Origin of the sequence: Croceicoccus sp. Ery5 (assembly GCF_020985325.1) — a bacterium.
GTDB lineage: Bacteria > Pseudomonadota > Alphaproteobacteria > Sphingomonadales > Sphingomonadaceae > Croceicoccus.
Map to the genome: position 1 here is coordinate 1,125,016 of NZ_CP087587.1, position 22,073 is coordinate 1,147,088.

Genomic DNA, 22,073 nt, shown 5'->3' on the forward strand with positions numbered 1-22,073 from the left:
TCCAATTTGTGATTTGTTTGAAAGGTATTTGAAATGGCAATTGCAATCCGTCTGTCGCGCGGTGGCGCGAAAAAGCGTCCTTATTACCGCGTCGTCGTGGCCGACAGCCGCGCACCCCGCGACGGTAAGTATCTGGAGCAGGTCGGCACCTATAACCCCGTGCTGCCCAAGGATTCGGAAGATCGCGTCAAGCTGATCGAAGACCGCGTGCGTTACTGGCTGGGCGTTGGCGCGCAGCCGACCGACCGCGTTGCCCGCTTCCTCGATGCCGCCGGCATTCTTGAGCGTGCGGCCCGCAACAACCCCAAGAAGGCCGAACCGGGCGAAAAGGCCAAGGAACGCGCCGAGGAAAAGGCCGAGAAGGCCCGTGAAGCCGAGGAAGCCAAGAAGGCTGCCGAGGAAGAAGCCAACAAGCCCGCAGAAGCACCGGCTGAAGAAGCTGCTGCCGAAGCTCCGGCCGAAGAAGCGCCTGCTGAAGAAGCAGCGACCGAAGAGTAATTGCGGTAAAGGCCGGATCGATGACTGCCGATCGTATCGTGCTCGCTGCTATTACCGGCGCGCATGGGGTGAATGGCGAGATCCGGTTGAAACTGTTCGGGGAAGGCGTGGAATCGCTATCGCGGTTCCGCGCCTTCACGCTTTTGCGCGAGGCGCCTTCCGGTAGCGGGAACGGCGAAAGCCGCGAGGTCAGCGTGAAGAAACTGCGCGATGACGGCAAGGGCGGGGCGATCCTGAAACTGGCCGGCATCGACAATCGCAACGGGGCCGAGGCGCTGCGCGGCATGGTCCTGACCGTTGCCCGCGAAGAACTACCGCCCTTGGAAGAGGGCGAATATTACCACGCCGACCTGCTGGGCCTGCCCGCAATGTCCGACACGGGCGAGGCGCTGGGCACGGTGATCGCCGTCGACAATTTCGGCGCAGGCGACGTCATCGAAATCGAACGCCCTGCGGTCGAGGGCGAGAAACCCAAACGCTTCATGGTGCCGATGCGGCCCGAGGCCGTGCCCGAATGGGATGCGGCGCGGATCGTGATCAGCGCGGATTTCGCCGAGTAGCCGCCCGAGCGTTAAGGCGAACATCGCGCAGCGAGCGGAGCTTTAACGCAACAGAGGCGGCGTTAAGGCCGGCGGCTGGCAAGCGGAGCGGGTCCGCAGCGCGCTGTTTGAGAGCACGGCTGCCGATTTGGCGCGGCCCGGGCTGCTTTCAGGCATGCCTCTCCGGAGAGCGAATGAGCGGAACGGGATGGTTGGCAGGCGTTTGACTGCAATCAGTTCGACGTGAGGTACCGATCATAGCTCCCGCCATATTTCTCCGCGATTTCTTCAAAGCTCTTTATCTCGATGGTGACGGGCTTCCGGCCCCTTTCCCCGAATTCCCTGACCATTTCCTCAAGGATTATCGCGCAACCGAGTGTCCGCGCATCCACTTCAAACCTTGCGATGTCGGCTAAATCGCCAAGGAATATGTCGCTGGAGATACCATCTTGAAAACGGGTACTAATGAAAACCCGATCGACAGGTATCCCGGCTTCGCGCATACGCTTTCCGACGACCGTCGCAACTTCTCCGCACCGACGGCTGTCGTCCAGCACCTCTTCGATAATCGCACGAATTTCGCCGGTTTTATCCGTCATATCGGCTGGCCGATCATCGAAGGTGCTCGAGCATGAACGTGAAGAAGCTGCTGCTGATTTCTTGCTCGTCCCATGCCTCGCCGCCTTTACTTGGTGTCAGTAGCACGACCTGGCTGGTGCCAGGACGGACGCAATAAAGCGACTCGGCTTCATAGGTTGAAATCGGGATCAGATCGTTCGGTATTTGAAGCTCCCGATGCGCGTATTCAACAAGGTCAGAAATCTGACCATCGTCTTCAAGGAAGTCCGCCATTTCGAATGGCAAAGTTTCAGAGACGAATTGAAGGCAATACACTCGACTGAACTGCCAGAACTCTCCCTGCTGCTCGATCATTAGATCATCGAACGCGAAATCGACATCTTGTGGGGATTCCCGATGCCAGACGAATTTGTTTCGCTCGCAGGCTTCGGTGAGCGCTTGCGGGATCATAATCCTACTCCCCACCTCCCATGTCCCGTTTCGATGGCGCCACTTTTACTTTTCCGCTTCATCCTCTGCAATCGGTCGTTTGCTGCCCGTCCGCTTTCAGACAAAATTCCCGCAAAGCTGCCATGTCCGCTTTCAAACCCCGCCCGAACCCGACAATTTCACTGTCCTACACCGCCCTGCCAGCCTACACCGCCGCCACGCCAAACGCGGCGACCGGCTCTTTCACACGTCAGATTTTCCGGCAGGTGTAACCCGCCATCCATGGCGCTTCAGCCGAGCATTTCTGCGGGTTGCGGGGGCGGACACGACGGGTGACATGTGTCACCTTTGTCACCCATGGCGCGGGCGCGGCGTCTAGCCTTCGCGCAATTCCCTGGCGAGCAGGCGGAACTCGTCCGCACGCGGCGAGCCGCGCCGCCAGACAAGGGCGATCTGGCGCGAGGCGTTCTTCGATTTGAGGGGGCGCGCCACCACGTTTGTGCCGTCCAGAATGCCCGCTTCCAGCGCCATTTCGGGCAGCATGGTCAGGCCAAGCCCGTTGTCCACCATCTGCACCAGAGTATGCAGCGATGTGCCGATCATGGTGGCGGATGCGCGCAATTCGGGGCGGTTGCAGGCGGCCAGCGCATGTTCCTTCAGGCAGTGCCCGTCTTCCAGCAAGAGCAGCCGCGCCTCGTCGATCATCGACGGAGGAACGACTTCGGGCGGGTCGCGCGGGTCGTCCTTGGGAAAGGCGACGAACAGGCGGTCGTCGAACAGAACCTCGCTATCCACCTCTCCCGTCGCGAAGGGCAGGGCCAGCAGCACGCAATCGGCGCGCCCGTGGTGCAGCGATTCGATGGCATCCGCGCTCGGCTCCTCGCGCAGGAACAGCCGCAGGTTCGGGCGCTCCTTGCGCAGGCGGGGCAATATGCGCGGCAGCAGAAAGGGGGCGATGGTGGGGATCACGCTCATGCGCAATTCGCCCGACAAAGGCTTGCCCGCCGATTGTACCAGCTCGGCCAGTTCCTCCGCCTCGCGCAGCAGGACATGGGCCTTGTCCACCACCCGCTCGCCCAGCGGGGTAAAGCGCACCACGCGGCGGGTGCGTTCGACCAAGGTTACGCCCAGCAGCGATTCCAGCTCGCGGATACCGGCCGACAATGTGGATTGCGAGACATAGCAGCTTTCCGCCGCGCGCCCGAAATGGCGCTTTTCATGCAGCGCCAGCAGATATTGCAACTGCTTGAGGGTCGGCAGATAGGTGTTCTTCAAGCGCGTGCCTTTATTCGCCCGTTGTCGTTTCCGGATCGGCGGGGGCTGCGTCGGGCTCCACCTCGTCGATATGGGTCATCACCAGCCGCCCGTTTTCGACCGCGAAGGCCAGCTTGCCCTCAACCAGATTGAGCGCGTCCTTACCGAACTCCTGAAAGCGCCAGCCTTCCAGCAGTTCCAGATTCTTGCGAACGCCCGCGGCCAAAGCCTCAAGATCGTCGGCCCGCGCGATCAGGCGGGAGGCGACGTCGATCTCGCGGCTGCGGATTTTAAGCAGCAATTTCAGCAGGTCGGCCACAAGAGCGCCTTCCTTGCCCAGCGGCACGCCCTTTTTGCGTTCGGGCATCTCGTCCTTGGGCAGCGGCTCGGCCTCTTCCAGCACCTTCATCAGGCGCTTGCCGATGTCATTGTCCTTCCACCCGCCCGACAGGCCGCGCACCTTGGCAAGATCGCCCTGTTTCTTCGGCGGATGGCTGGCAAGGTCGGCCAGCGTCTCGTCACGGATGATGCGACCGCGCGGGATGTTCTTGTCCTGCGCCTCGGTCTCGCGCCATGCGGCCAGCGCCTTGAGCCGGCCAAGCACCTGCGGATTGCGCCCGGGCGAGCGGATGCGGTGCCACAGCGTTTCGGGATCGGTGGCGTAATTGTCAGGGTCGGCCAGCCGGTCCATCTCGCGGTTCAGCCATTCCCCGCGGCCCGTTTTGATCAGCTTTTTCAGCATCTTGGGGAAGATGCGCGACAGATAGGTGACGTCGCCGATGGCATATTCGATCTGCCGTTCGGTCAGCGGGCGGCGCGACCAGTCGGTAAAACGCGCACCCTTGTCGATCTGGATGTTCAGCCAGCTGTCGACAAGGTTGGAATAGCCGATCTGTTCGGACTGGCTGATCGCCATCATCGCGATCTGCGTGTCGAAGATCGGATGCGGGGTCTTGCCGGTCAGGTTGTAGATGATTTCCACATCCTGCCCGCCCGCGTGAAAGACCTTCAGAACCTCCTCGTTCTCGGTCAGCAGGTCGAGCAGGGGTTTGAGGTCGATGCCGTCGGCCAGCGGATCGATGGCCGCAGCCTCTTTCCCGTCGGATATCTGGACAAGGCAGAGAAGCGGCCAATAGGTCGATTCCCGCATGAATTCGGTATCGACGGCGACAAAATCGGCTGTGGCCATCCGCTCGCAGATGTCGGCCAGCGCCTCGGTCGTGGTGATCAGGTCGTGAATTTTCATGGCTTCGGGCGGGTTACGCCGCCTGAAGGCCGCTGGCAATCACGGCAGCAGGCGGCATCCCCCTTTTTTTGGCCACATTCCCGGCGGCGGGCCGGGATTGCGAAAGGTGGGATCAGGCGGGACGCCGGCGCAAACGGCCGAACAGGCTGGTCACGATGCTGTTGCCGCCCGCCGGTGCGGTGTCGTTCGCCGGTTCCTCGACCGGGGCGGCATCGCGGATACGGCGGCGCAGGCTGGTGCCGCTGACCTGGCTGTCGTCCTGGAATATGCTGCCCGGGTCGTAGTCGGCAGGGCGGGGCGCAAGCGACAGGCTGGCGAATTTCGATTCCTCGACTTCGCCGTCCTCACCATCCTCGATCAGGTCGTAATATTCGTCGCGGGTATAGGCGGGGGCGTCGAAAAAAGGATAGCTTTCGTTGCTGCCGACCAGAACGGTGATCGCGCGCGGCAGGCCGCGCCCCTCGATCACGGCGCGGATCGCCTGATGCAGGCGCACGGCGACGAACGCATGGCCCAGCACGAGCGCGTCGCAATCGGCGGGATCGGTCAGCAGGCCATCTTCCCTGCGGCGTTCATAGGCCAGAACTTCGCCATAAATGCCGCCAAGCCCGCGGACCTGAACTTCGGCGCCCGCTTCCTCGAACGCGCTGCGCCACACGCCCGCCTTGCGGCCATAGCCGTGATTGATTTCCTCACGCCCCGCTCGGTTGAAGGCGAAGGCGCTGTCGGTGAAGTAAAGTGTTTCCAGATCGGGTTCGCGGAAATTGCCCGTTTCCTCGTTCGGGGCGGGCAAGACCATCGGGGCGCTGATGTCGATCGACATGGCGGTCACAAGCTGGTCGGGGCGGTCGATCTTCTTGAAGGTCTGGTCCAGCGTTTCCCAGCCGATCAGGCGTACCGAACCGACCGGTGTCGCCTGTGCCAGCTTGCCGATATCGTGCCGTCCGTCGTTCAGTTCCATCAGCTGCGCCAGAATCAGCGTGGCGGCCACATCGGGCTGTCCCTGACGCATCAGCGATTCGACATTGCCCAGGAACTGATCGAGCTCGTCTTCTGACTCGAAAATCTCGCTGGCGAAGATGTCGGTTACGGACATGAACATATTCTCCTGGCGCACTTATGGCGGTGCATCGGGACTGTCATAAGCGGCCTTTGGTTAAGAATGGCTTGGCCGGCATGCTTAACGCGCCAAAGCTTCCGACAGTTTTCATCTGCGGTGCCGCAGCGGCAGGCGATCAAGAGGCGGAAGGAAACGCTTGAATATCCGCGCCAAGCCTTCGAACCGCCCCTTGCGCCGGTGCGGCCCGACATGCGGCAGGCAGCCCGAGCGCCGGTTTTGGCATGGCTGCGGTTAAGATCGGGTAACCATGGCTGGAAAGATGCGAACGCACGTGAGATCCACCCAATTGCGAACGGCATCGTCAGATGTACGGCAATGCCCACTGGAAAAGCGGGCCGGTTTCTCCTAGTGCGCGGCGCATCACACTATTGCGGGTCCGCTGAAGCGTCCCGTTCATCAGATCACAGACGAGAAGCGAACAATCTCCATGCATGCCTATCGCACCCACACCTGCGGCGCTTTGACGGCCGCCAATGTCGGCGAGACGATCCGCCTGTCGGGCTGGATCCATCGCAAGCGCGACCATGGAGGCGTGCTGTTCGTGGATCTGCGCGACCATTACGGCATCACCCAGATCGTCGCGGACGAAGACAGCCCGGCGCTGGCCGTGCTTGACGGATTGCGTGTGGAATCGGTCGTCACCATCGACGGCGAGGTCAAGGCCCGCTCGGCCGGGACCGTGAATCCCAATCTGTCGACCGGCGAGATCGAGGTCTATGCCCGCGGCATCACCGTGCAGAGCAAGGCCGAGGAATTGCCGATGCCGGTTGCGGGCGAGCAGGAATACCCCGAGGAAATCCGGTTGAAGAACCGCTTCCTCGACCTGCGCCGCGACAAGGTGCATTCGAACATCGTCCTGCGTTCGCAAGTCATTTCCAGCATCCGCCGCCGCATGATCGACGCCGGTTTTACGGAATTCCAGACTCCGATCCTCGGCGCATCCAGCCCCGAAGGCGCGCGCGACTATCTGGTGCCGGCGCGCATGCATCCGGGCCGTTTCTATGCGCTTCCGCAAGCGCCGCAAATGTTCAAGCAGTTGCTGATGGTGGCGGGGTTCGACCGCTATTTCCAGATCGCGCCCTGCTTCCGCGACGAGGATTTGCGCGCCGATCGCAGCCCCGAATTCTACCAGCTCGATTTCGAGATGAGCTATGTCACGCAGGAAGACGTGTTCCAGACGCTGGAACCGGTGCTGGCAGGCGTGTTCGAGGAGTTTTCGGGTGGCAAGACGGTGACGCCCGCAGGCAGCTTCCCGCGCATCCCCTATGCCGAGGCGCTGCTGAAATACGGCAGCGACAAACCCGATCTGCGCAACCCGCTGATCATTTCGGATGTGACGCATCATTTCACGCAGTCGGGTTTCGGCCTGTTCGAAAAGATCGTCGGTTCGGGCGGCAAGGTGCGCGTTATCCCCGCGCCGGACACCGCGGACAAGAGCCGCAAGTTCTTTGACGACATGAACAACTGGGCCCGTCAGGAAGGGTTCGCAGGCCTTGGCTATGTCATCCGCAAGGGCGGCGAGTTTGGTGGCCCGATCGCCAAGAACCATGGGCCAGAGCGCATGGAAGAACTGTATAACGAGCTGGGCCTTGGCCCGGACGACGGTCTGTTCTTCGCCGCGGGCAAGGAAAAGGACGCGGCCAAGCTGGCCGGTGTCGCGCGCACGCGCACGGCAGAGGAACTGGGCCTGATCGAACAGGGCTGCTTCAAGTTCTGCTGGATCGTCGATTTCCCGATGTTCGAATATGACGAGGACGCGAAGAAGGTCGATTTCAGCCACAACCCGTTCTCGATGCCGCAGGGCGAGTTGGAAGCGCTGGAGACCAAGGACCCGCTCGACATTCTGGCCTGGCAGTACGACATCGTCTGCAACGGTTACGAGCTGTCTTCGGGCGCGATCCGGAACCACCGTCCCGACATCATGTACAAGGCGTTCGAGATCGCGGGCTATTCGCGTGAGGATGTGGACGCCAATTTCTCGGGCATGATCAATGCGTTCAAATATGGCGCGCCGCCGCACGGCGGTTCGGCGCCGGGCATCGACCGCATCGTCATGCTGCTGGCGGACGAACCGAACATTCGCGAAGTCATCGCCTTCCCGATGAACCAGCGTGCGCAGGACCTGATGATGGGCGCGCCCAGCGTGGTGAGCGCCAAGCAATTGCGCGAGCTATCGATCCGCACCGTCGAACCGCCCAAGCCCGTCAGCGAGTAATCGGCCAGCGAGTAATCAGCCAGCGAGTAACTGGCCCCCCGGGGCGGGGCGAAACTTGACAGGATTGCCCGCGCAGGGCGGCATCGACCCCGCCCTGCGCGCCCGCACTAATTGTTCAGTGCTTGACAGGCGCTCTTGCCAGAGGCGTTTTGGCCGACTAGGGCCACGCCTGAGATTTAAACCGTTCCTGCCGCGTACGCTCGGGGCAGGGGCGCACAGTACCAAGAGGTTTATTCATGAGCGACACCGAGGAACGCGTAAAGAAGATCGTCGTCGAACATCTGGGCGTTGAAGCCGACAAGGTGACGATGGACGCCAGCTTCATCGACGACCTGGGCGCGGACAGCCTCGACATCGTCGAGCTCGTCATGGCGTTCGAAGAAGAATTCGGCGTGGAAATCCCCGACGATGCAGCCGAAAAGATCACCACCGTCGGCGACGCGGTGAAGTATATCGAAGAGCACAAGGGCTGAGGCCGCAGGGTCTGAAGCAATTTTTGCTCTGCCCGCCGCGCTAGCGGTTCGGGCCTTGACCGACAGGCTCGGCCCGCTGGGCTGGGCCTGTTGCGTTTGATGCTGGCAAGATAATAGAACGGGCCAGATAATACAGCGGGCGCACAGGCCCGCGCCATGGAATAACGGAGAATCCTGGATGCGCCGTGTCGTTGTTACCGGACTTGGTCTCGTCACCCCGCTGGGCGGTGATGTAGAGACGAGTTGGGCCAATCTTATCGCGGGCAAGTCGGGCGCGGGTCCGATCACGCGGTTCGACACCGAGGGGCAGAAATGCCTGATTGCGTGCGAGGTAAAGCCTGCCGAACACGAATATGGTTTCGACCCCGACAAGCGCGTCGATTTCAAGATCCGCCGTCAGGTCGATCCCTTTATCGTCTATGGCATCGATGCTGCAGGGCAGGCGCTGGAAGACGCCGGGCTTACCGACATGGACGACGATCTGAAGCTGCGCGCAGGCTGCTCGATCGGGTCGGGCATCGGCGGGCTGCCGGGTATCGAAAGCGAATCGCTGGTGCTGGCCGAAAAAGGGCCGGGCCGCGTGTCTCCGCATTTCGTGCACGGGCGGCTGATCAATCTGATTTCGGGCCAGGTATCGATCAAATACGGGCTGATGGGGCCGAACCATGCGGTCGTGACCGCCTGTTCGACCGGCGCGCATTCGATCGGCGATGCCGCGCGCATGATCAAGGACGGCGATGCCGATGTCATGCTGGCGGGCGGTGCGGAAAGCACCATCAATCCGCTGGGCGTGGCGGGCTTTGCGCAGGCGAAGGCGCTGAACTGTTCCTATAACGACCGTCCCGAACAGGCGAGCCGCCCCTATGACAAGAACCGCGACGGTTTTGTCATGGGCGAGGGCGCAGGCGTCGTCGTGCTGGAAGAATACGAGCATGCCAAGGCACGCGGCGCGAAGATCTATGCCGAGGTGGTCGGCTATGGCCTGTCGGGCGATGCCTATCACGTGACCGCTCCCCATCCCGAAGGGAAGGGCGCCGAAAACGCGATGCGCATGGCCCTGCGCAAGGCGGGCATGGAAGCGGGCGACATCGATTACGTCAATGCGCACGGCACCTCCACCATGGCCGACACCATCGAACTGGCTGCGGTAAAGCGCGTGCTGGGCGACGATCTGGGCGGCGCTTCGATGAGCTCGACCAAATCGGCCATCGGTCACTTGCTGGGCGGTGCGGGCGCGGTGGAAGCGATTTTCTGCATCCTTGCAATGCGCGATGGCATCGTTCCGCCGACGCTCAACCTCGACGATCCCGACGAAGGGACCGAGGGTGTCGATCTTGTCCCGCACAAGGCGAAAAAGCGTGAGGTGAAGGCGGTGCTGAACAATTCGTTCGGCTTTGGCGGCACCAATGCCTCGCTGGTCATGAAGGCCGTGGACGACTGATCCATGAAACGGGGCTGCGCTGTCCTTGTTGCCATCGCCATTCTTGCGATGCTGGGCGCGGGCGGCTGGTTCATGGCCGGTTGGTATGGCGGAGCCGGGCCGGAAAAGGCGACCAGCTTCGTCGTTCCATCGGGCGCCACGCTGACGTCGACGGCGGACAAGCTGGAAAAGGAAGGGTTGATCACTTCCGCTGACGGTTTCCTGTTGCGAGCCAAGATTCTGGCCAGCGGCGATCCGGTCAAGGCAGGCGAATTCGCCATCCCCAAGGGTGCAAGCCCTGCGACCATCCTCGACATCTTGCAGCATGGCGAGGTGATCCGCCGCTTTGTCACCGTGCCAGAGGGGTTGCCCTCTATCATGGTGCACGAACGGCTGATGGCGGAACCCTTGCTGACAGGGCAAGTGCCGGTGCCTGCCGAAGGTTCGGTCCTGCCCGACAGCTATGATTTCGAACGCGGCGAGGCGCGCGCCGATGTGGTGGCCCGCATGCAAAAGGCGATGAGCGATTTTATGGCCGCCGAATGGCCCAAGCGCGACAAGGATTTGCCTGTCACAACGCCCGAGCAGGCGCTGTCGCTGGCCGCGATCGTCGAAAAGGAAACCGGCGTTCCCGAAGAGCGGCGCATGGTCGCGGGCCTCTATACCAATCGCCTGCGCAAAGGCATGCGGTTACAGGCGGACCCCACGATCATCTATCCTATCACCAAGGGCAAACCGCTGGGCCGCCGTATCCGCCGCAGCGAGATCGACGCGGTGAACGGTTATAACACCTATTCCATGGCGGGACTGCCGGTGGGGCCGATTACCAATCCCGGCAGGGAATCGATCCTTGCCGTGCTGCATCCCGCCAAGACCGACGCGATCTATATGGTCGCCGACGGGTCGGGCGGGCATGCTTTCAGCGATACGCTGGACGGGCATAACGACAATGTCGCCGCGTGGCGCAAACTGCGCCGCCAGCGGGGCGAGATCGAATAGGCGTTACTTCAGCACGCCCGATTTCGCATGCTTCATCGCCCACCAGAGCGAGAATGCGCCCACCGCGATGATGACTGCCGGAAAAATCAGTACATCGGCGCCCTTCGCCTCGATCAGCTGGGTCGTCAGAAAGGTCCAGCCGAATTGCAGGATCACCGCGACCAGTGAAACGGCATAAAGCGGCACCGCCCATTTGCGCCGCAGCAAAAGCGCGATGGCACCCAGAGTGCCGACCCAGACCGCCACGGCATAGGCCGCCCAGATCCATTCGGGCATGGTGCGGAACGCGCTGGCCGATATTGGATCGGTCTTCGCCAGCTCGTCCAGATCGGCGGTAACCTGCGCCAGATAGGCCATGTCCCCGATCAGGGCCCATACGAACAGCAGCCCGCTGACGATCCAGAATGTGCGCATCGTTTCCCCCTCCATATCGCCCGAACGGGCACCAGCCGTGCGCGAGAGGCGGCAGGCCGTTTCGCAGATGCGGAACGGGTGGCAGCCCCCGTGCGTTCTCGGGTCATAGCAGGTGACGGCAAATTTGCCCCGCAGAAATGCAGAACGCCCCCAAAGCAGTCTGGCGTCACCTGCTCGTATCAACACCAATGCGGTCCGCAAGAGACCGTTTGAACGGGGCAGGCGGCAACACTCCCCCCTCCAGTCGCCGCTTGCTCCGTTCAAGATGTGTTTCCCCTTTTCGCACGGGCTGGCATCAGACAGGGCATGGCCGATCCGATCATTGTCACCGCCGCCTTGCCGCCCGAGATATTCGCTATGGCCGATAGGCTGCGGCGCGCGCATTTTCCGCCAGCCCGAAACGTTCTGTCGGCGCATCTGACCATGTTTCACGCCATACCGCCGTCATTGGAGCGCGAATTGCGCACATTTCTGACCGATCTGGCGGCTGAATATGCGCCATTGCCGGCCCGTTTGGCACATATTGTGTCATTGGGTCGCGGAACGGCGCTGGCGGTCGAGAGCGAGCCGCTGATGGAACTGCGCGATATTATTGCCGACCGTTTCGCTGGTTCCCTGACGGCGCAAGACGACCATCGCCCGCGTTTTCACATCACCATCCAGAACAAGGTCAACCCGCAAGAAGCCCGTGCCTTGCAGGCTCGTCTGCAGCCCGACTTCACCCCGCGCTCGTTCGTCATACCTGCGTTGCAGGCTCATTTCTATCGTGGCGGTCCGTGGGAAGCGGCGGGGCGCTGGCCATTACGGGGCGGGGTAGGCCGATGAAAATCGACCGATCGTGAAAAACCCGCAAACTCCCATATTGACCGCCACGCACACTGCCCCTAAGAGGCGCGCCTGCCGGACGCGCAGCGTGCCATTTCAGGCACCGGCGCAAGGCCCATGGGGGCGGAGTAGCTCAGCCGGTTAGAGCAGCGGAATCATAATCCGCGTGTCGGGGGTTCGAGTCCCTCCTCCGCTACCATTCTCGAATCCGCATGGGTTCGCTTGGGGCCGCATGCATCCGCAAAATTCAATTAAAACAGAATGATGTGAGCGATTCGCGTCCGCTTGCGTGCGCTTGCATTCGCTTGAAGCCGGATTTGGTGTGGGGGTATTTTGGGGGTATTTTCCGGGGGTAGCGAAAAGGAGCGATACCCCCAATGGCCTTGAGTGAGATTCAGATCAAAAAAGCGAAGGCGGCAGAGCGCCCATACAAGCTTGCGGATGGGGAGGGTCTATTCCTCCTTGTTCAAAAGAACGGCTCGAAGCTCTGGCGGCTGAAATACCGTTACCACGGTAAGGAGAAGCTGCTTTCTTTCGGCGCCTATCCCGAAGTAGGAATAGCGGCAGCAAGAGAACTCAAGAAAGTTGCCAAAGGTGTGCTGGCTGAGGGCAGGGACCCGATGGTCCACAAACCGGGTCGGGACTTCGAAGAGGCCAAGACCTTCAGGGCGATCGCCACCATGTGGCATCAGAACAGAGCAAGTAGTCTCGATCCCGCGCATGCGAAGCGTGTCTGGTCACGCATGGACCAGGATGTGTTTCCTGACTTGGGCGAGCTCATGATGCATGAGATCACTCCACCAGAAGTGCTAAAGGTCATTCGGAAAATCGAAGAGCGCGGCGCGCTCGACATCAGTCGGCGGGCAAAGCAATGTATTGGACAGGTGTTCCAGTTCGCTATTGCCAGCGGCCTTTGTGATTCCGACCCTACTGCGCATCTTCGCGGGGCACTGAAGCCACGGCCTCGGGTCAAGCATATGGCGAAGCTACCTCTCGCGCAGCTACCCGAGCTGATGATTAAGATCGGGCAATATCAAGAAGAGGGTGAGAGACGCTCCGAGATTACCCGGGCAGCATTGAATTTCGCTCTTCTTACATGGGTGCGGACGAAGGAGCTTCGATTCGCCAAGAAGCACGAGTTCGAAGATATGGGTGGACCTTCACCAGTATGGCGCATTGGCGCTGACCGGATGAAAATGGGCCGCGAGCATATCGTGCCACTGTCGCGACAAGCCGCTTCTCTTGCTCAGGATTTGATCAGCAAGTCCGAAGGTAAATACGTCTTTCCAGGCCAGAAGCCCAAGATGCCGCTCTCAGAGAATACGATGATCTATGGCCTCTATCGGCTCGGTTACCACGGGCGGCAAACTGTTCACGGCTTCAGGGGTCTGGCGAGCACCTGGGCGAATGAGCAGCTTGTCGAGGTCGGCGATCCCCCGATGTGGATCCGTCGATATCATGAAGACTGGGTCGAACTGCAATTGGCACACAGCGAAGAAAACGAAGTTCGCGGAGCATACAATGCTGCCGAATATCTCGCTCCTCGGCGTGCAATGTTGCAGGATTGGGCAGACTTCCTCGACTCCATCGGCGGCAAGCCGCAAAACATTGCGGTCTTGAGGGCCGCTTGACCTGCTCCTAAGCGGACACCTGACCAAGCCATTCGACGCGAAGCCGGTCGAACCCGACGACAATACCCTCTGCGGTAACTTCAAATCCGAAGTCATCGTTTGAGGGTTCATAGTCTTCAAGAACCCAGTGATCACCGGCATCGGTTACAATTGCAGCTCCCCGAGGAAGATGCTCGAGCCGTCCGCTGATCCTTTTCCGATTCGTAGTCATATCGAGCTGTATGCCATCCATCGGTCGATAACGCTCTTCACATATCCAGGCGTTTCCCGATTTTTCGGTATCCCGCCGGCTCGCGACACGGCGCCGGGTCCAGCGTTGTAGGCGGCCAGCGCGAGATGGATCGCACCAAAGCGCTCTAGCATCTGCTTCAGATACCGCGCGCCACCGTCGATGTTCTGAGCCGGATCGTGGCGATTGCTGACACCGAGTTCTCTTGCCGTTCCCGGCATCAGTTGAGCGAGACCAGCGGCGCCAGCCGGACTGATCGCCATCGGGTTGAACCGCGATTCCTGCCAAATCAGGGCCTGAAGCAGTCGAGGCGGTAATTGGTATCGCGCTTCAGCTTGCCGGATGAGTGGCTCGTACAAAGCTTCCTTGAAGCTTCTATCGATATAAGCCTTGCCGCCTTCTGGTTTGGCCAAGTCGATTGCAGTCGGGTTAAAGCCAAGACCTTTGTCGGTTGTAACCTCAACTTTGCTGAGGTCATGGTCGAAGACTTGAAACTCCCGCGCCCGCGCAGACCCCGAAATCGCTATCGCTATCGCAATCGCTAGCGCACCGCAACCGCAGGCCACCAGATACATTCGCATCGCATAACCTTTCACCTTGCCTCGATCTGCAAGAGAACATAAATAGAACAAATAGGTGTAGGAAAACGCTTTTTTGCGTGCTTATCCGAGAGGAGAGAGGGTCGGTTGGAGGGGCAATTGTGAGGCGATGGAGCCGGTATGCCCGTTTCGAATTCAACCCTGTCACGTACCTCGCTTGAGGACACCGCCCGCAAGATCTGCGAAAGCCGGGGCGGCAAGTGGTCCGGCACCAAGGGCATGGCCTGCTGCCCTGCGCATGATGATCGCACGCCGTCACTCGGTGTGTCGCTCGGCCGACAGGCCATCCTCTTCCATTGCTTTGCGGGATGCGATCAGCAGAGCGTGTTGTCTGCATTGGCGCGTGAAGGATTCGAGGCACCGGCGCTTTTTTCAGCTTCTGCGACGACCAACGGCCCCGAACCGACCAGAACGCGCAAACCCTCGACGGCAGCGCTGAGGATCTGGCGCGATGCAGAGCGACTGTGTGCCAGTCCGGCAAAGGCATATCTTGAGAGCCGCGGCATCCTCGCCGCATCGTCGGCGCTCCGTTTCCATCCACGGACGCCGCTTGGCCCGAAAGGCCGAACCCGCTTGCTGCCGGCGATGATTGCGGCGGTCAGCCTCGACGAGGGGCCGATTGCCGTCCATCGAACGTTCCTTTCGGGCAATGCCAAGGCCGATTTCGACAAGCCGAAACGCGCGCTTGGCGCGCTCGGTGAATCTGCTGTCCGCCTCTTCGCTCCGGCCTCTGGCAAGCTCGGCCTTGCTGAAGGCATTGAAAGCGCAATGTCGGCTTATGCTCTCACCGGTGTCCCCGTCTGGGCGACCCTCGGGAATGAGCGCTTCGGCCTCGTCAGTGTGCCCGAGAGCGTGACCGAGCTTCATCTCTTCGTCGATCACGACGCTGGCGGCGAGCTGGCTGCGTCGCGTGGCCTGGCTGCCTACGAACAAGAAGGCCGGACGATCCATGTGCGCAAGCCATCCTCCCACGACACCGACTGGAACGACGAACTCACAGCATGGCTGCGCCGCAAGGCGGCGCCGTAGAGGAGAGAGGGCTTCTCGAATTCCTGATCCGGCAGAGGGCGTGTCCCGATGCCTTCATCAGGAGGACGAATTGCCATGTTTCAATCAGACCTGTTTCCCACCGGCGAGCAGTTGCCGTCAATGCCTTTGGCCTACGCTATCGGCACCCGAGTTGCCGAACTACTCGCTTCGGGACGGCATCTTACCCGTGCCGACATTTCCGGGCTGTTCGCCGAAGAGACCGGCACCCCGGACTGGGGAAGCGCCTGGACCATCGATGACTACAACAACGCGGTCGAGATCGGCGCACTGCTCTGGCTTAGGGAGTCCTCATGCATCGATCTGGCAACAAGCGTGCACGAAGCCGACGCGCGGCTCGACTGGCTCGAAGCAGCCTTGCCGCCGCGGCATGTGCGCAGCGAAACACAGGTCGAGCTCCAGCAGTTCTCGACCCCGCCGATGCTGGCTTGGCTGATGGCGAAGGCTGCAGCTTTATGCGCGCAAGACACACTCCTCGAACCATCCGCCGGCAATGGCGCCCTCGCTCTCTGGAGCTCCCTCCAGAATGCTTCGCTGCTCCTCAACGAGATCGATCCGGCAAGACGAGATGGTCTGGCCCACATCTTCCCTTCGGCCACGATCACTGCGCATGACGGGGAACTGATCGCCGACCTGCATCGCGGCCCCATTCCGTCGGTCGTCCTGATGAATCCGCCGTTCGCGCGTAGCCAAGAACGCGGCAAGGATGGCGAGACGGCGCAGCGCCACCTTCGTAGTGCAATCCGGGCCGCGGCCAGTGGCGCAAGGATAGTCGCCATCATGCCCGAAGGCTTCGATGCTTCCACTTTCGCCAAGTCACAGCAAGAAGCGTCGCTGCTCCTCCATGTTCGCTTGCAGCAGATGTTTCGCCGGACAGGGACGGGGATTGCCGTTCGCCTGGTCGTCATCGACAAGACGCCGACTGCGTCTTCGCCCGCAATCAACGGGGATACCTGCGACCTGATCGCGCTCCACGCGCTTGTCACGAAGCTTTCGCCAAGGGCGAATATATCCGCCAACCTCCATCGCCTGCCAGTCGGAAAACCATTGCGCCTCGTTGGCAAGACTTCGAACCAACGCACGCCGGTCCGGCCGTTGGCGCCTTTCGCAGCGACATCAAAAGCCGCAGCGAATGCGATCGACCTCACCTATTCGGTCCTCGCCGAACCCGCGCCGGTGCCCGAACAGACAGGCATCTACCTACCTTACCGGCCAAGCCGAATCGCTTTCGAAGGCGCGCCGGTTCATCCCACCCCACTCGTGGAATCGGTCGCCATGGGGTCGGTTGCGGCTCCGCAGCCGAACGTTAGCCCGCGTCTCCCCGCAAATTGGCAGGCCAATGGCCTCTTGTCCGAAGCGCAATGCGAGACACTGGTCTATGCTGCCCAGGCATTCGCACGCGATCTCCCGGGGCGCTTCAAGGTCAGCCAGGAAGGCACCTCGCTCGAATTGTCGGGGAATGGGCACGCCTACCGACAGGGCTTCTTCCTCGGCGACGGAACCGGAGCGGGCAAGGGACGACAGATCGCCGCAGTCATCATGGATCGCTGGCTCGCAGGCGAGCGCCGCCATGTCTGGATCACCAAGAACGAGGCGCTGCTCGAAGATGCACGCCGCGACTGGGAAGCGCTTGGCGGGCTGCCGCTCGATCTCCAGCCGCTCTCGCGCTGGAAACTCGGCCAGCCCGTCACGATGTCCGAAGGCATTCTCTTCGTCACCTACCCGACGCTGCGCTCGGGGCGCGCCGACGATACGCGGCTCGACCAGATCCTTGCCTGGGCGGGCGAGGATTTCGATGGCGTGATCGCTTTCGACGAAGCCCACGCCATGGCCAATGCGCTCGGGGGCTCTTCAATCCGCGGCAAGGCCAAGGGCTCCGAACAAGGGATGGCGGGCCTCAGGCTGCAGAACCATCTCCCGCGCGCCCGCGTGCTCTATGCTTCTGCCACTGGCGCTTCGGATATTGCCAACCTCGGTTACACTTCCCGCCTCGGCCTTTGGGGACCCGAGACCGCTTTTCCGACCCACGAGGCATTCATGACCGAGATCCGCGCTGGCGGCGTCGCGGCGATGGAGCTCGTCGCCCGTGATCTCAAGGCCCAGGGCCTCTATCTTGCCCGTGCGCTGTCCTTCGCCGGGGTCGAGTACGACATCCTCGAACATAGCCTGACCGAAGCACAGGTACGGATCTACGATGCCTATGCTGATGCCTGGGCGATCATCCACCGCAACCTCGAAGCGGCGCTCGAAGCAACCCGCGTGGTCGACGAGGACAGCGGCGACACGCTCAACCGCAATGCCAAGACTGCGGCGCTATCGATCTTCGAAGGCACCAAGCAGCGCTTCTTTGCCCAGCTCCTGCTTTCGATGAAATTGCCGAGCCTGATCCCCGCGATGGAAGTAGCGCTTGGCGAAGAGCATTCGGTTGTCGTGCAGCTGGTCTCGACCGCCGAGGCCATGCTCGACCGGCGCCTTGCCGACCTTACCGTGGAAGAACGCGAAGCTCTCGATATCGATCTGTCCCCGCGTGAATACGTCATCGACTACCTTACGAAGAGCTTCCCGATACGATTGATGCAGGTCTTCGCCGACGAGGACGGCAATCTTCGCTCCGAGGCGATGAGCGACGGAGAGGGCAATCCCGTTTTCTGCCCGCGCGCAATTGCTGCGCGCGATGCGCTGATCGAACAGCTTTGCGCACTGCCGCCCATCGCCACTGCGCTCGATGCGATTATCGAACATTTCGGAACCGACGCCGTGGCCGAAGTCACGGGCCGGACCCGCAGGCTTGTCCTGGGCCGCGATGGTGAGCAGCGCCTCGAACGGCGTAGCCCCAGCGCCAATGTCGCCGAAGCCCAAAGCTTCATGGAAGGGACCAAGCGCATCCTGGTCTTCTCGGATGCGGGCGGTACGGGGCGTTCCTACCATGCCGACCTCGGCTGCCGGAACCAGCAACGCCGGGTTCACTTCCTGCTTGAACCGGGATGGCGCGCCGACAACGCCATCCAGGGGCTCGGTCGTACCAACCGCACCAATCAGGCCTCGGCCCCGCTGTTCCGCCCGGTTACCACAGACGTAAAGGGCGAACGCCGTTTCATCTCGACCATTGCGCGAAGGCTCGATGCATTGGGCGCGCTTACGCGCGGCCAGCGCCAGACCGGCGGACAGAACCTGTTCGATCCGGCAGACAATCTCGAAAGCGACTATGCGCGAGATGCGCTCAGCCGCTGGTTCCAGTTGCTCTATGACGGCAAGCTCGAAGCCACGAGCTTCGGTAACTTCGTCGAGCGCACCGGCCTCCGGCTTGAAAGCCCCGATGGCGGGCTGACCGACAATCTCCCCACCATCCAGCGCTGGCTCAATCGCATTCTCGCGCTACCGATCGCGCTTCAGAACGCGATCTTCGACGAATATCTTGGCCTCGTCGAAGCGCGGATCGAAGCCGCACGCGAAGCCGGAACGCTCGACCAGGGGCTTGAGACTGTCAGGGTCGATCGCTTCACGGTCCTGGCAGATGAACTCCTGCGCACCGACCCCGTGACCGGAGCAGAAACACGTCTCATCTCGCTCGAAGTGACGAGGTACCTTCGGCCTTTGCAATTGCAGCGCCTCGTCCGGATGCACGAGATTGGCAACCTGCATGCGATCCCGATGCGCAATGCGCGCTCGGGCAAAGTCGCGCTCTCGGTTCCGGCCCGTCGCCTCATCGCCGACGACGGGGCCGTGATCGAACGCCGACGCCTGCTACGCCCGCTCAAGTCCGCGAACTGGACATTCGAGGCACTCGCTGAGAGCCACTGGGAAGAAATTGGCGTCACCGCGTTCACCAGCACCTGGCGGGCCGAGGAAGAGGAGGCCGCCGCTTCACCGGTGACCGAGCGCGTCCATCTCGCCACCGGACTTCTGCTTCCGGTCTGGAAGCGCCTCCCCGGCGATCATGTCCGCGTTACCCGGCTCGTTGCCGAGGACGGTCAGTCAATCATCGGCCGCGAAGTGCTCAATGTCGATCTCGCCGCAATTGCCGAGACCTTTGGCCTTTCCGGGGTTGTCGGACCGGCACCCGATCAGATCGGCGACCTCGTCCTCGCCAGCGGCAAACCGTTGGGCCTCGCAAGCCACGATCCACTCACAGTGAAGCGTGCGCTGGTTGGCGGCGAACAGCGCCTTGAACTGACCGGATTCTCGCCCGATCGCCTCGACTGGTACAAGAACAAGGGCTGCTTCACCGAGATCATCCGTTACCGCACGCGGCTGTTCGTGCCAGTTTCCGGAGCCTCGTTGGTCCTCCCCGCACTTGCCGCCTGATCCCTCGGACCGACGCCAGTCTCAGAATGAGAGTGGAGGGAGCCCTTTGGGCTTGTGGGCCTCGTGATCCTCACCTGCGCCTTCATTCCATCAGGAGAACACCCATGATCCAGTCGATTCCCTTGAAGAAGCTCGTCCCGAGCCCGCGTAACGTTCGCAAGTCGAGCGACGTGCTGGCCGACCTCCAGCTGCGGGCAGACATTGCCGCGCGCGGCCTGCTGCAGAACCTCGTCGTGCGCAAAGGAAAGCGCGGCAAGTTCGAGGTCGAGGCTGGCGGTCGCCGGCTCGCCGCGCTGCAGGCGCTGGCCGAAGAGGGCACCTTGCCTGACACGCACGAAGTCACCTGCCTCGTCATCGAAGGCGAGGAAAGCGAAGTGCGCGAAGCCAGCCTTGCCGAGAACTTCCAGCGACTCGCAATGAACCCGGCCGACGAGGCACAGGCCTTCGCCTCCATCATCGAAGCAGGAGCTACCACCGAAGACGTGGCGCGCCGCTTCGGCCTCACCCTCCGGTTCGTCGAAGGGCGCCTGCGTTTGGCAAGTCTGGCACCCTGCGTCTTCGAAGCGCTCGCCGAAGGCACGATCACGCTCGACATGGCCAAGGCCTACGGCGCGATCTCCGACGTCGAGCGCCAGGCGCATGTCTATGCCGAGCTGCAGGACGCCTGGTACCAGATCACGCCCGACACGATCCGCCGCATGGTGCTTGATGCCACGGTGCGCGGTTCCGATCCGCGAGCTGTGCTCGTCGGACGCGATGCCTACATCGCAGCGGGTGGCCGGATCGAGCGCGAACTTTTCGATGATGATGCCAGTGAAAGCTGGATCGATGTCGCGCTGCTCGAGGATCTCGCGCACAAAGCCATGGAAGAAGCCGCAGGAAAGGCCGCGCTCGAATTTGGCCTTGCCTGGGTGCGTCCGACGCTTGGCAATTATGTCAGCCATGACCTTGTCGAAGGTATGAGCCGCTTGCCTTGCGAACCTGCGCCGATGACCGAAAAGGAAGTACGGGAACTCGGAGAACTTGAGGCCGACTACGACCGCGTCGCCGCCGTGCTCGAAGACGAGGACAGCGACGAAGAGGAGATCGCCAAAGCCGAACGCGAACTGGTCGTCATCGACCGGGCCATGCGCGCGCTCAATGACCGGCCGCCGGTCCTCGCTGACGAACTGAAATCCGAGGCTGGTGCCTTCCTAGTCCTCTCGCGCAATGGCGAGCCGACCTTGGTCCCGCAGTTCTACACCGAGACCGAAGTCATCGCTGACGAAGGTGTTGTCGAGGCAATCGAGGAAAGTGGAGCGGCGAAGCCCAAGGGCAGCTCGCTGTCCCAGCGCCTGCTCGACGAACTGGCCATGCAGCGCCGCGACATCCTTGCGATCCATCTCGCCAACGATCCGGCACTGGCGCTCGACTTCATGGTCTTCACGCTTGCCGATGTCGATGGACATGACTGGCGCGCCAAGAAAGCGTCGACGCTGGTCGGCTCTGTCGCTTCCGGCCCGGTCACCGGGTTTGAGGCCAAGGATGCGCCGGCGAGCGCTGCCCTGGCCGAGTTTGCCGGGTCGCTCGATGAAAGCTGGCGTGCTGGTGAATGCGACGTGAAGCGGTTTGCGAGGTTCCGGGCGCTTTCCGATGAGGCGCGTTCGGCCTGGCTCGGCCATGTCGTCTCGCGCACTCTAGTTGCAAGCCTTGCGTGCGAAGGCGAACGTTCGGTGCCGCTGCACGAGGCGCTTGGCTCGTTACTTGAAATCGAGACCGCGCATTGGTGGCGTCCCACGGCGGCCAACTACTTCGACCGCGTGGCCAAGGCTCGCACGCTCGAAGCGCTCGATGGCGCCGGCGGTCCCGAACTCGTCAGTCGCTATGCCGCATCGAAGAAGGCCGAACTGGCGAGCGCTGCCGAGCGCATCTTCTCCGGCAACTTCATTGGCGAGCCCGAGGTCAAGGAACGGGCGCAGGCCTGGGTTCCACCTATAATGCGTTTCGCCGGTTCTGAAGAAGCCGAACTGGCGGACCACGGAGGCGACGAGGCGGCCAACGTGGAAGCAACTGACGAAATTGCCGAGCAGGCTGCCTGACCCCTCCTGACAGGTCCAGGTCACTCGGCGGGCGGTCCGTCCCAATCGGGACGGGCCGCCTTTTCCATGTCAAATTTTGGGCCGGTTGCTAACAGTCCGCTCCCAGGCGACTGCGCAGCAGAAGCAGACGGCAGTCTGCTTGATCGAGACCACCCGCTCGTGTTCGCTTTGGA

General features: G+C 61.8%; 20 protein-coding genes and 1 tRNA gene. 13 read left to right on the forward strand and 8 right to left on the reverse strand.

From position 1 onward, the window contains the following. Positions 1-33 precede the first annotated feature (33 nt). Together rpsP and rimM are read left to right on the forward strand one after the other, a co-directional pair. A complete protein-coding gene (gene rpsP, locus LOZ74_RS05320) occupies positions 34-498 on the forward strand; it encodes a 30S ribosomal protein S16 (RefSeq protein ID WP_230293216.1) in 465 nt (154 codons plus the stop codon). A 20-nt stretch (positions 499-518) separates the two neighbouring features. Next, a complete protein-coding gene (gene rimM / locus LOZ74_RS05325; RefSeq protein ID WP_230293217.1) occupies positions 519-1,058 on the forward strand; it encodes a ribosome maturation factor RimM in 540 nt (179 codons plus the stop codon). Between the two features lie 212 nt (positions 1,059-1,270). Here rimM and LOZ74_RS05330 read toward each other — a convergent pair whose 3' ends face one another. Both LOZ74_RS05330 and LOZ74_RS05335 read right to left on the reverse strand, forming a co-directional pair. Beyond that, a complete protein-coding gene (locus LOZ74_RS05330) occupies positions 1,271-1,636 on the reverse strand; it encodes a hypothetical protein (protein ID WP_230293218.1) in 366 nt (121 codons plus the stop codon). Between the two features lie 13 nt (positions 1,637-1,649). Then, positions 1,650-2,066: a hypothetical protein gene (locus LOZ74_RS05335; RefSeq protein WP_230293219.1), complete on the reverse strand. Its 417-nt coding sequence runs from the start codon at positions 2,064-2,066 to the stop codon at positions 1,650-1,652. Positions 2,067-2,086: 20 nt separating this feature from the next. Between LOZ74_RS05335 and LOZ74_RS05340 the strand changes: the two genes are divergently transcribed. Further along, complete coding sequence (locus LOZ74_RS05340; RefSeq protein ID WP_230293220.1) at positions 2,087-2,317, forward strand: hypothetical protein; 231 nt, start codon at positions 2,087-2,089, stop codon at positions 2,315-2,317. Positions 2,318-2,420: 103 nt separating this feature from the next. On the opposite strand, the gene LOZ74_RS05345 is transcribed toward LOZ74_RS05340, so the two are convergent. From LOZ74_RS05345 to LOZ74_RS05355, 3 genes are all read right to left on the reverse strand, one after another. Then, a complete protein-coding gene (locus LOZ74_RS05345; RefSeq protein ID WP_230293221.1) occupies positions 2,421-3,320 on the reverse strand; it encodes a hydrogen peroxide-inducible genes activator in 900 nt (299 codons plus the stop codon). A gap of 10 nt (positions 3,321-3,330) precedes the next feature. Further along, positions 3,331-4,545 carry a ribonuclease D gene (rnd, locus tag LOZ74_RS05350; RefSeq protein ID WP_230293222.1) on the reverse strand — a complete coding sequence of 405 codons (1,215 nt, stop codon included), beginning with the start codon at positions 4,543-4,545 and terminating at the stop codon, positions 3,331-3,333. A 112-nt stretch (positions 4,546-4,657) separates the two neighbouring features. Further along, positions 4,658-5,641, reverse strand: coding sequence for a hypothetical protein (locus tag LOZ74_RS05355; RefSeq protein ID WP_230293223.1), 984 nt, complete (start codon positions 5,639-5,641; stop codon positions 4,658-4,660). 451 nt (positions 5,642-6,092) lie between these two features. Here LOZ74_RS05355 and aspS point away from each other — a divergent pair, with 451 nt between their 5' ends. From aspS to mltG, 4 genes are all read left to right on the forward strand, one after another. After that, entirely contained in the window at positions 6,093-7,880 is a 1,788-nt protein-coding gene (aspS, locus tag LOZ74_RS05360) for an aspartate--tRNA ligase (RefSeq protein WP_230293224.1), read from the forward strand. A 236-nt stretch (positions 7,881-8,116) separates the two neighbouring features. Next, on the forward strand, positions 8,117-8,353 hold the full coding sequence (locus LOZ74_RS05365; RefSeq protein ID WP_047821044.1) for an acyl carrier protein: 237 nt from the start codon (positions 8,117-8,119) through the stop codon (positions 8,351-8,353). A gap of 178 nt (positions 8,354-8,531) precedes the next feature. Next, complete coding sequence (fabF, locus tag LOZ74_RS05370) at positions 8,532-9,794, forward strand: beta-ketoacyl-ACP synthase II (RefSeq protein ID WP_230293225.1); 1,263 nt, start codon at positions 8,532-8,534, stop codon at positions 9,792-9,794. A 3-nt stretch (positions 9,795-9,797) separates the two neighbouring features. Beyond that, positions 9,798-10,772 carry an endolytic transglycosylase MltG gene (mltG, locus tag LOZ74_RS05375; protein ID WP_230293226.1) on the forward strand — a complete coding sequence of 325 codons (975 nt, stop codon included), beginning with the start codon at positions 9,798-9,800 and terminating at the stop codon, positions 10,770-10,772. 3 nt (positions 10,773-10,775) lie between these two features. Here the strand turns inward: mltG and LOZ74_RS05380 are convergent, their stop codons facing one another. Then, positions 10,776-11,186, reverse strand: coding sequence for a sugar transporter (locus LOZ74_RS05380; protein WP_230293227.1), 411 nt, complete (start codon positions 11,184-11,186; stop codon positions 10,776-10,778). Between the two features lie 306 nt (positions 11,187-11,492). On the opposite strand from LOZ74_RS05380, the gene LOZ74_RS05385 reads away from it, so the two are divergent. The 3 genes from LOZ74_RS05385 (at position 11,493) to LOZ74_RS05395 (ending at position 13,642) form a co-directional block, all read left to right on the forward strand. Beyond that, positions 11,493-12,011, forward strand: coding sequence for a 2'-5' RNA ligase family protein (locus LOZ74_RS05385; protein WP_230293228.1), 519 nt, complete (start codon positions 11,493-11,495; stop codon positions 12,009-12,011). Between the two features lie 122 nt (positions 12,012-12,133). After that, positions 12,134-12,210, forward strand: a tRNA-Met gene (locus tag LOZ74_RS05390). Positions 12,211-12,388: 178 nt separating this feature from the next. Then, positions 12,389-13,642: an integrase arm-type DNA-binding domain-containing protein gene (locus LOZ74_RS05395; protein WP_011413769.1), complete on the forward strand. Its 1,254-nt coding sequence runs from the start codon at positions 12,389-12,391 to the stop codon at positions 13,640-13,642. Between the two features lie 7 nt (positions 13,643-13,649). Here LOZ74_RS05395 and LOZ74_RS05400 read toward each other — a convergent pair whose 3' ends face one another. Both LOZ74_RS05400 and LOZ74_RS05405 read right to left on the reverse strand, forming a co-directional pair. Beyond that, positions 13,650-13,874, reverse strand: coding sequence for a DUF5818 domain-containing protein (locus LOZ74_RS05400; protein ID WP_192895895.1), 225 nt, complete (start codon positions 13,872-13,874; stop codon positions 13,650-13,652). Then, on the reverse strand, positions 13,850-14,446 hold the full coding sequence (locus LOZ74_RS05405) for a lytic transglycosylase domain-containing protein (protein ID WP_011413770.1): 597 nt from the start codon (positions 14,444-14,446) through the stop codon (positions 13,850-13,852). The genes LOZ74_RS05400 and LOZ74_RS05405 overlap by 25 nt, the downstream gene beginning before the upstream one ends. A 144-nt stretch (positions 14,447-14,590) precedes the next feature. On the opposite strand from LOZ74_RS05405, the gene LOZ74_RS05410 reads away from it, so the two are divergent. From LOZ74_RS05410 to LOZ74_RS05420, 3 genes are all read left to right on the forward strand, one after another. Further along, the gene (locus tag LOZ74_RS05410; protein WP_230293229.1) at positions 14,591-15,499 is read left to right on the forward strand and encodes a toprim domain-containing protein; all 909 of its coding nucleotides are present in this window, start codon (positions 14,591-14,593) and stop codon (positions 15,497-15,499) included. Between the two features lie 75 nt (positions 15,500-15,574). Continuing rightward, on the forward strand, positions 15,575-19,822 hold the full coding sequence (locus LOZ74_RS05415) for a strawberry notch-like NTP hydrolase domain-containing protein (RefSeq protein WP_230293230.1): 4,248 nt from the start codon (positions 15,575-15,577) through the stop codon (positions 19,820-19,822). Positions 19,823-19,926: 104 nt separating this feature from the next. Continuing rightward, positions 19,927-21,900 (forward strand): ParB/RepB/Spo0J family partition protein, encoded by a 1,974-nt coding sequence (locus tag LOZ74_RS05420; RefSeq protein WP_230292593.1) that lies wholly within the window; start codon positions 19,927-19,929, stop codon positions 21,898-21,900. Positions 21,901-22,073: the final 173 nt, after the last annotated feature.

Excerpts from the sequence above, each read along its gene's own strand:
- rpsP (WP_230293216.1), top strand. The coding sequence starts at position 34 with ATGGCAATTGCAATCCGTCTGTCGCGCGGTGGCGCGAAAAAGCGTCCT.
- rimM (WP_230293217.1), top strand. The coding sequence starts at position 519 with ATGACTGCCGATCGTATCGTGCTCGCTGCTATTACCGGCGCGCATGGG.
- LOZ74_RS05330 (WP_230293218.1), bottom strand. The coding sequence starts at position 1,636 with ATGACGGATAAAACCGGCGAAATTCGTGCGATTATCGAAGAGGTGCTG.
- LOZ74_RS05335 (WP_230293219.1), bottom strand. The coding sequence starts at position 2,066 with ATGATCCCGCAAGCGCTCACCGAAGCCTGCGAGCGAAACAAATTCGTC.
- LOZ74_RS05340 (WP_230293220.1), top strand. The coding sequence starts at position 2,087 with ATGTCCCGTTTCGATGGCGCCACTTTTACTTTTCCGCTTCATCCTCTG.
- rnd (WP_230293222.1), bottom strand. The coding sequence starts at position 4,545 with ATGAAAATTCACGACCTGATCACCACGACCGAGGCGCTGGCCGACATC.
- LOZ74_RS05355 (WP_230293223.1), bottom strand. The coding sequence starts at position 5,641 with ATGTCCGTAACCGACATCTTCGCCAGCGAGATTTTCGAGTCAGAAGAC.
- aspS (WP_230293224.1), top strand. The coding sequence starts at position 6,093 with ATGCATGCCTATCGCACCCACACCTGCGGCGCTTTGACGGCCGCCAAT.
- LOZ74_RS05365 (WP_047821044.1), top strand. The coding sequence starts at position 8,117 with ATGAGCGACACCGAGGAACGCGTAAAGAAGATCGTCGTCGAACATCTG.
- fabF (WP_230293225.1), top strand. The coding sequence starts at position 8,532 with ATGCGCCGTGTCGTTGTTACCGGACTTGGTCTCGTCACCCCGCTGGGC.
- mltG (WP_230293226.1), top strand. The coding sequence starts at position 9,798 with ATGAAACGGGGCTGCGCTGTCCTTGTTGCCATCGCCATTCTTGCGATG.
- LOZ74_RS05380 (WP_230293227.1), bottom strand. The coding sequence starts at position 11,186 with ATGCGCACATTCTGGATCGTCAGCGGGCTGCTGTTCGTATGGGCCCTG.
- LOZ74_RS05385 (WP_230293228.1), top strand. The coding sequence starts at position 11,493 with ATGGCCGATCCGATCATTGTCACCGCCGCCTTGCCGCCCGAGATATTC.
- LOZ74_RS05395 (WP_011413769.1), top strand. The coding sequence starts at position 12,389 with ATGGCCTTGAGTGAGATTCAGATCAAAAAAGCGAAGGCGGCAGAGCGC.
- LOZ74_RS05400 (WP_192895895.1), bottom strand. The coding sequence starts at position 13,874 with ATGGATGGCATACAGCTCGATATGACTACGAATCGGAAAAGGATCAGC.
- LOZ74_RS05405 (WP_011413770.1), bottom strand. The coding sequence starts at position 14,446 with ATGTATCTGGTGGCCTGCGGTTGCGGTGCGCTAGCGATTGCGATAGCG.
- LOZ74_RS05410 (WP_230293229.1), top strand. The coding sequence starts at position 14,591 with ATGCCCGTTTCGAATTCAACCCTGTCACGTACCTCGCTTGAGGACACC.
- LOZ74_RS05415 (WP_230293230.1), top strand. The coding sequence starts at position 15,575 with ATGTTTCAATCAGACCTGTTTCCCACCGGCGAGCAGTTGCCGTCAATG.
- LOZ74_RS05420 (WP_230292593.1), top strand. The coding sequence starts at position 19,927 with ATGATCCAGTCGATTCCCTTGAAGAAGCTCGTCCCGAGCCCGCGTAAC.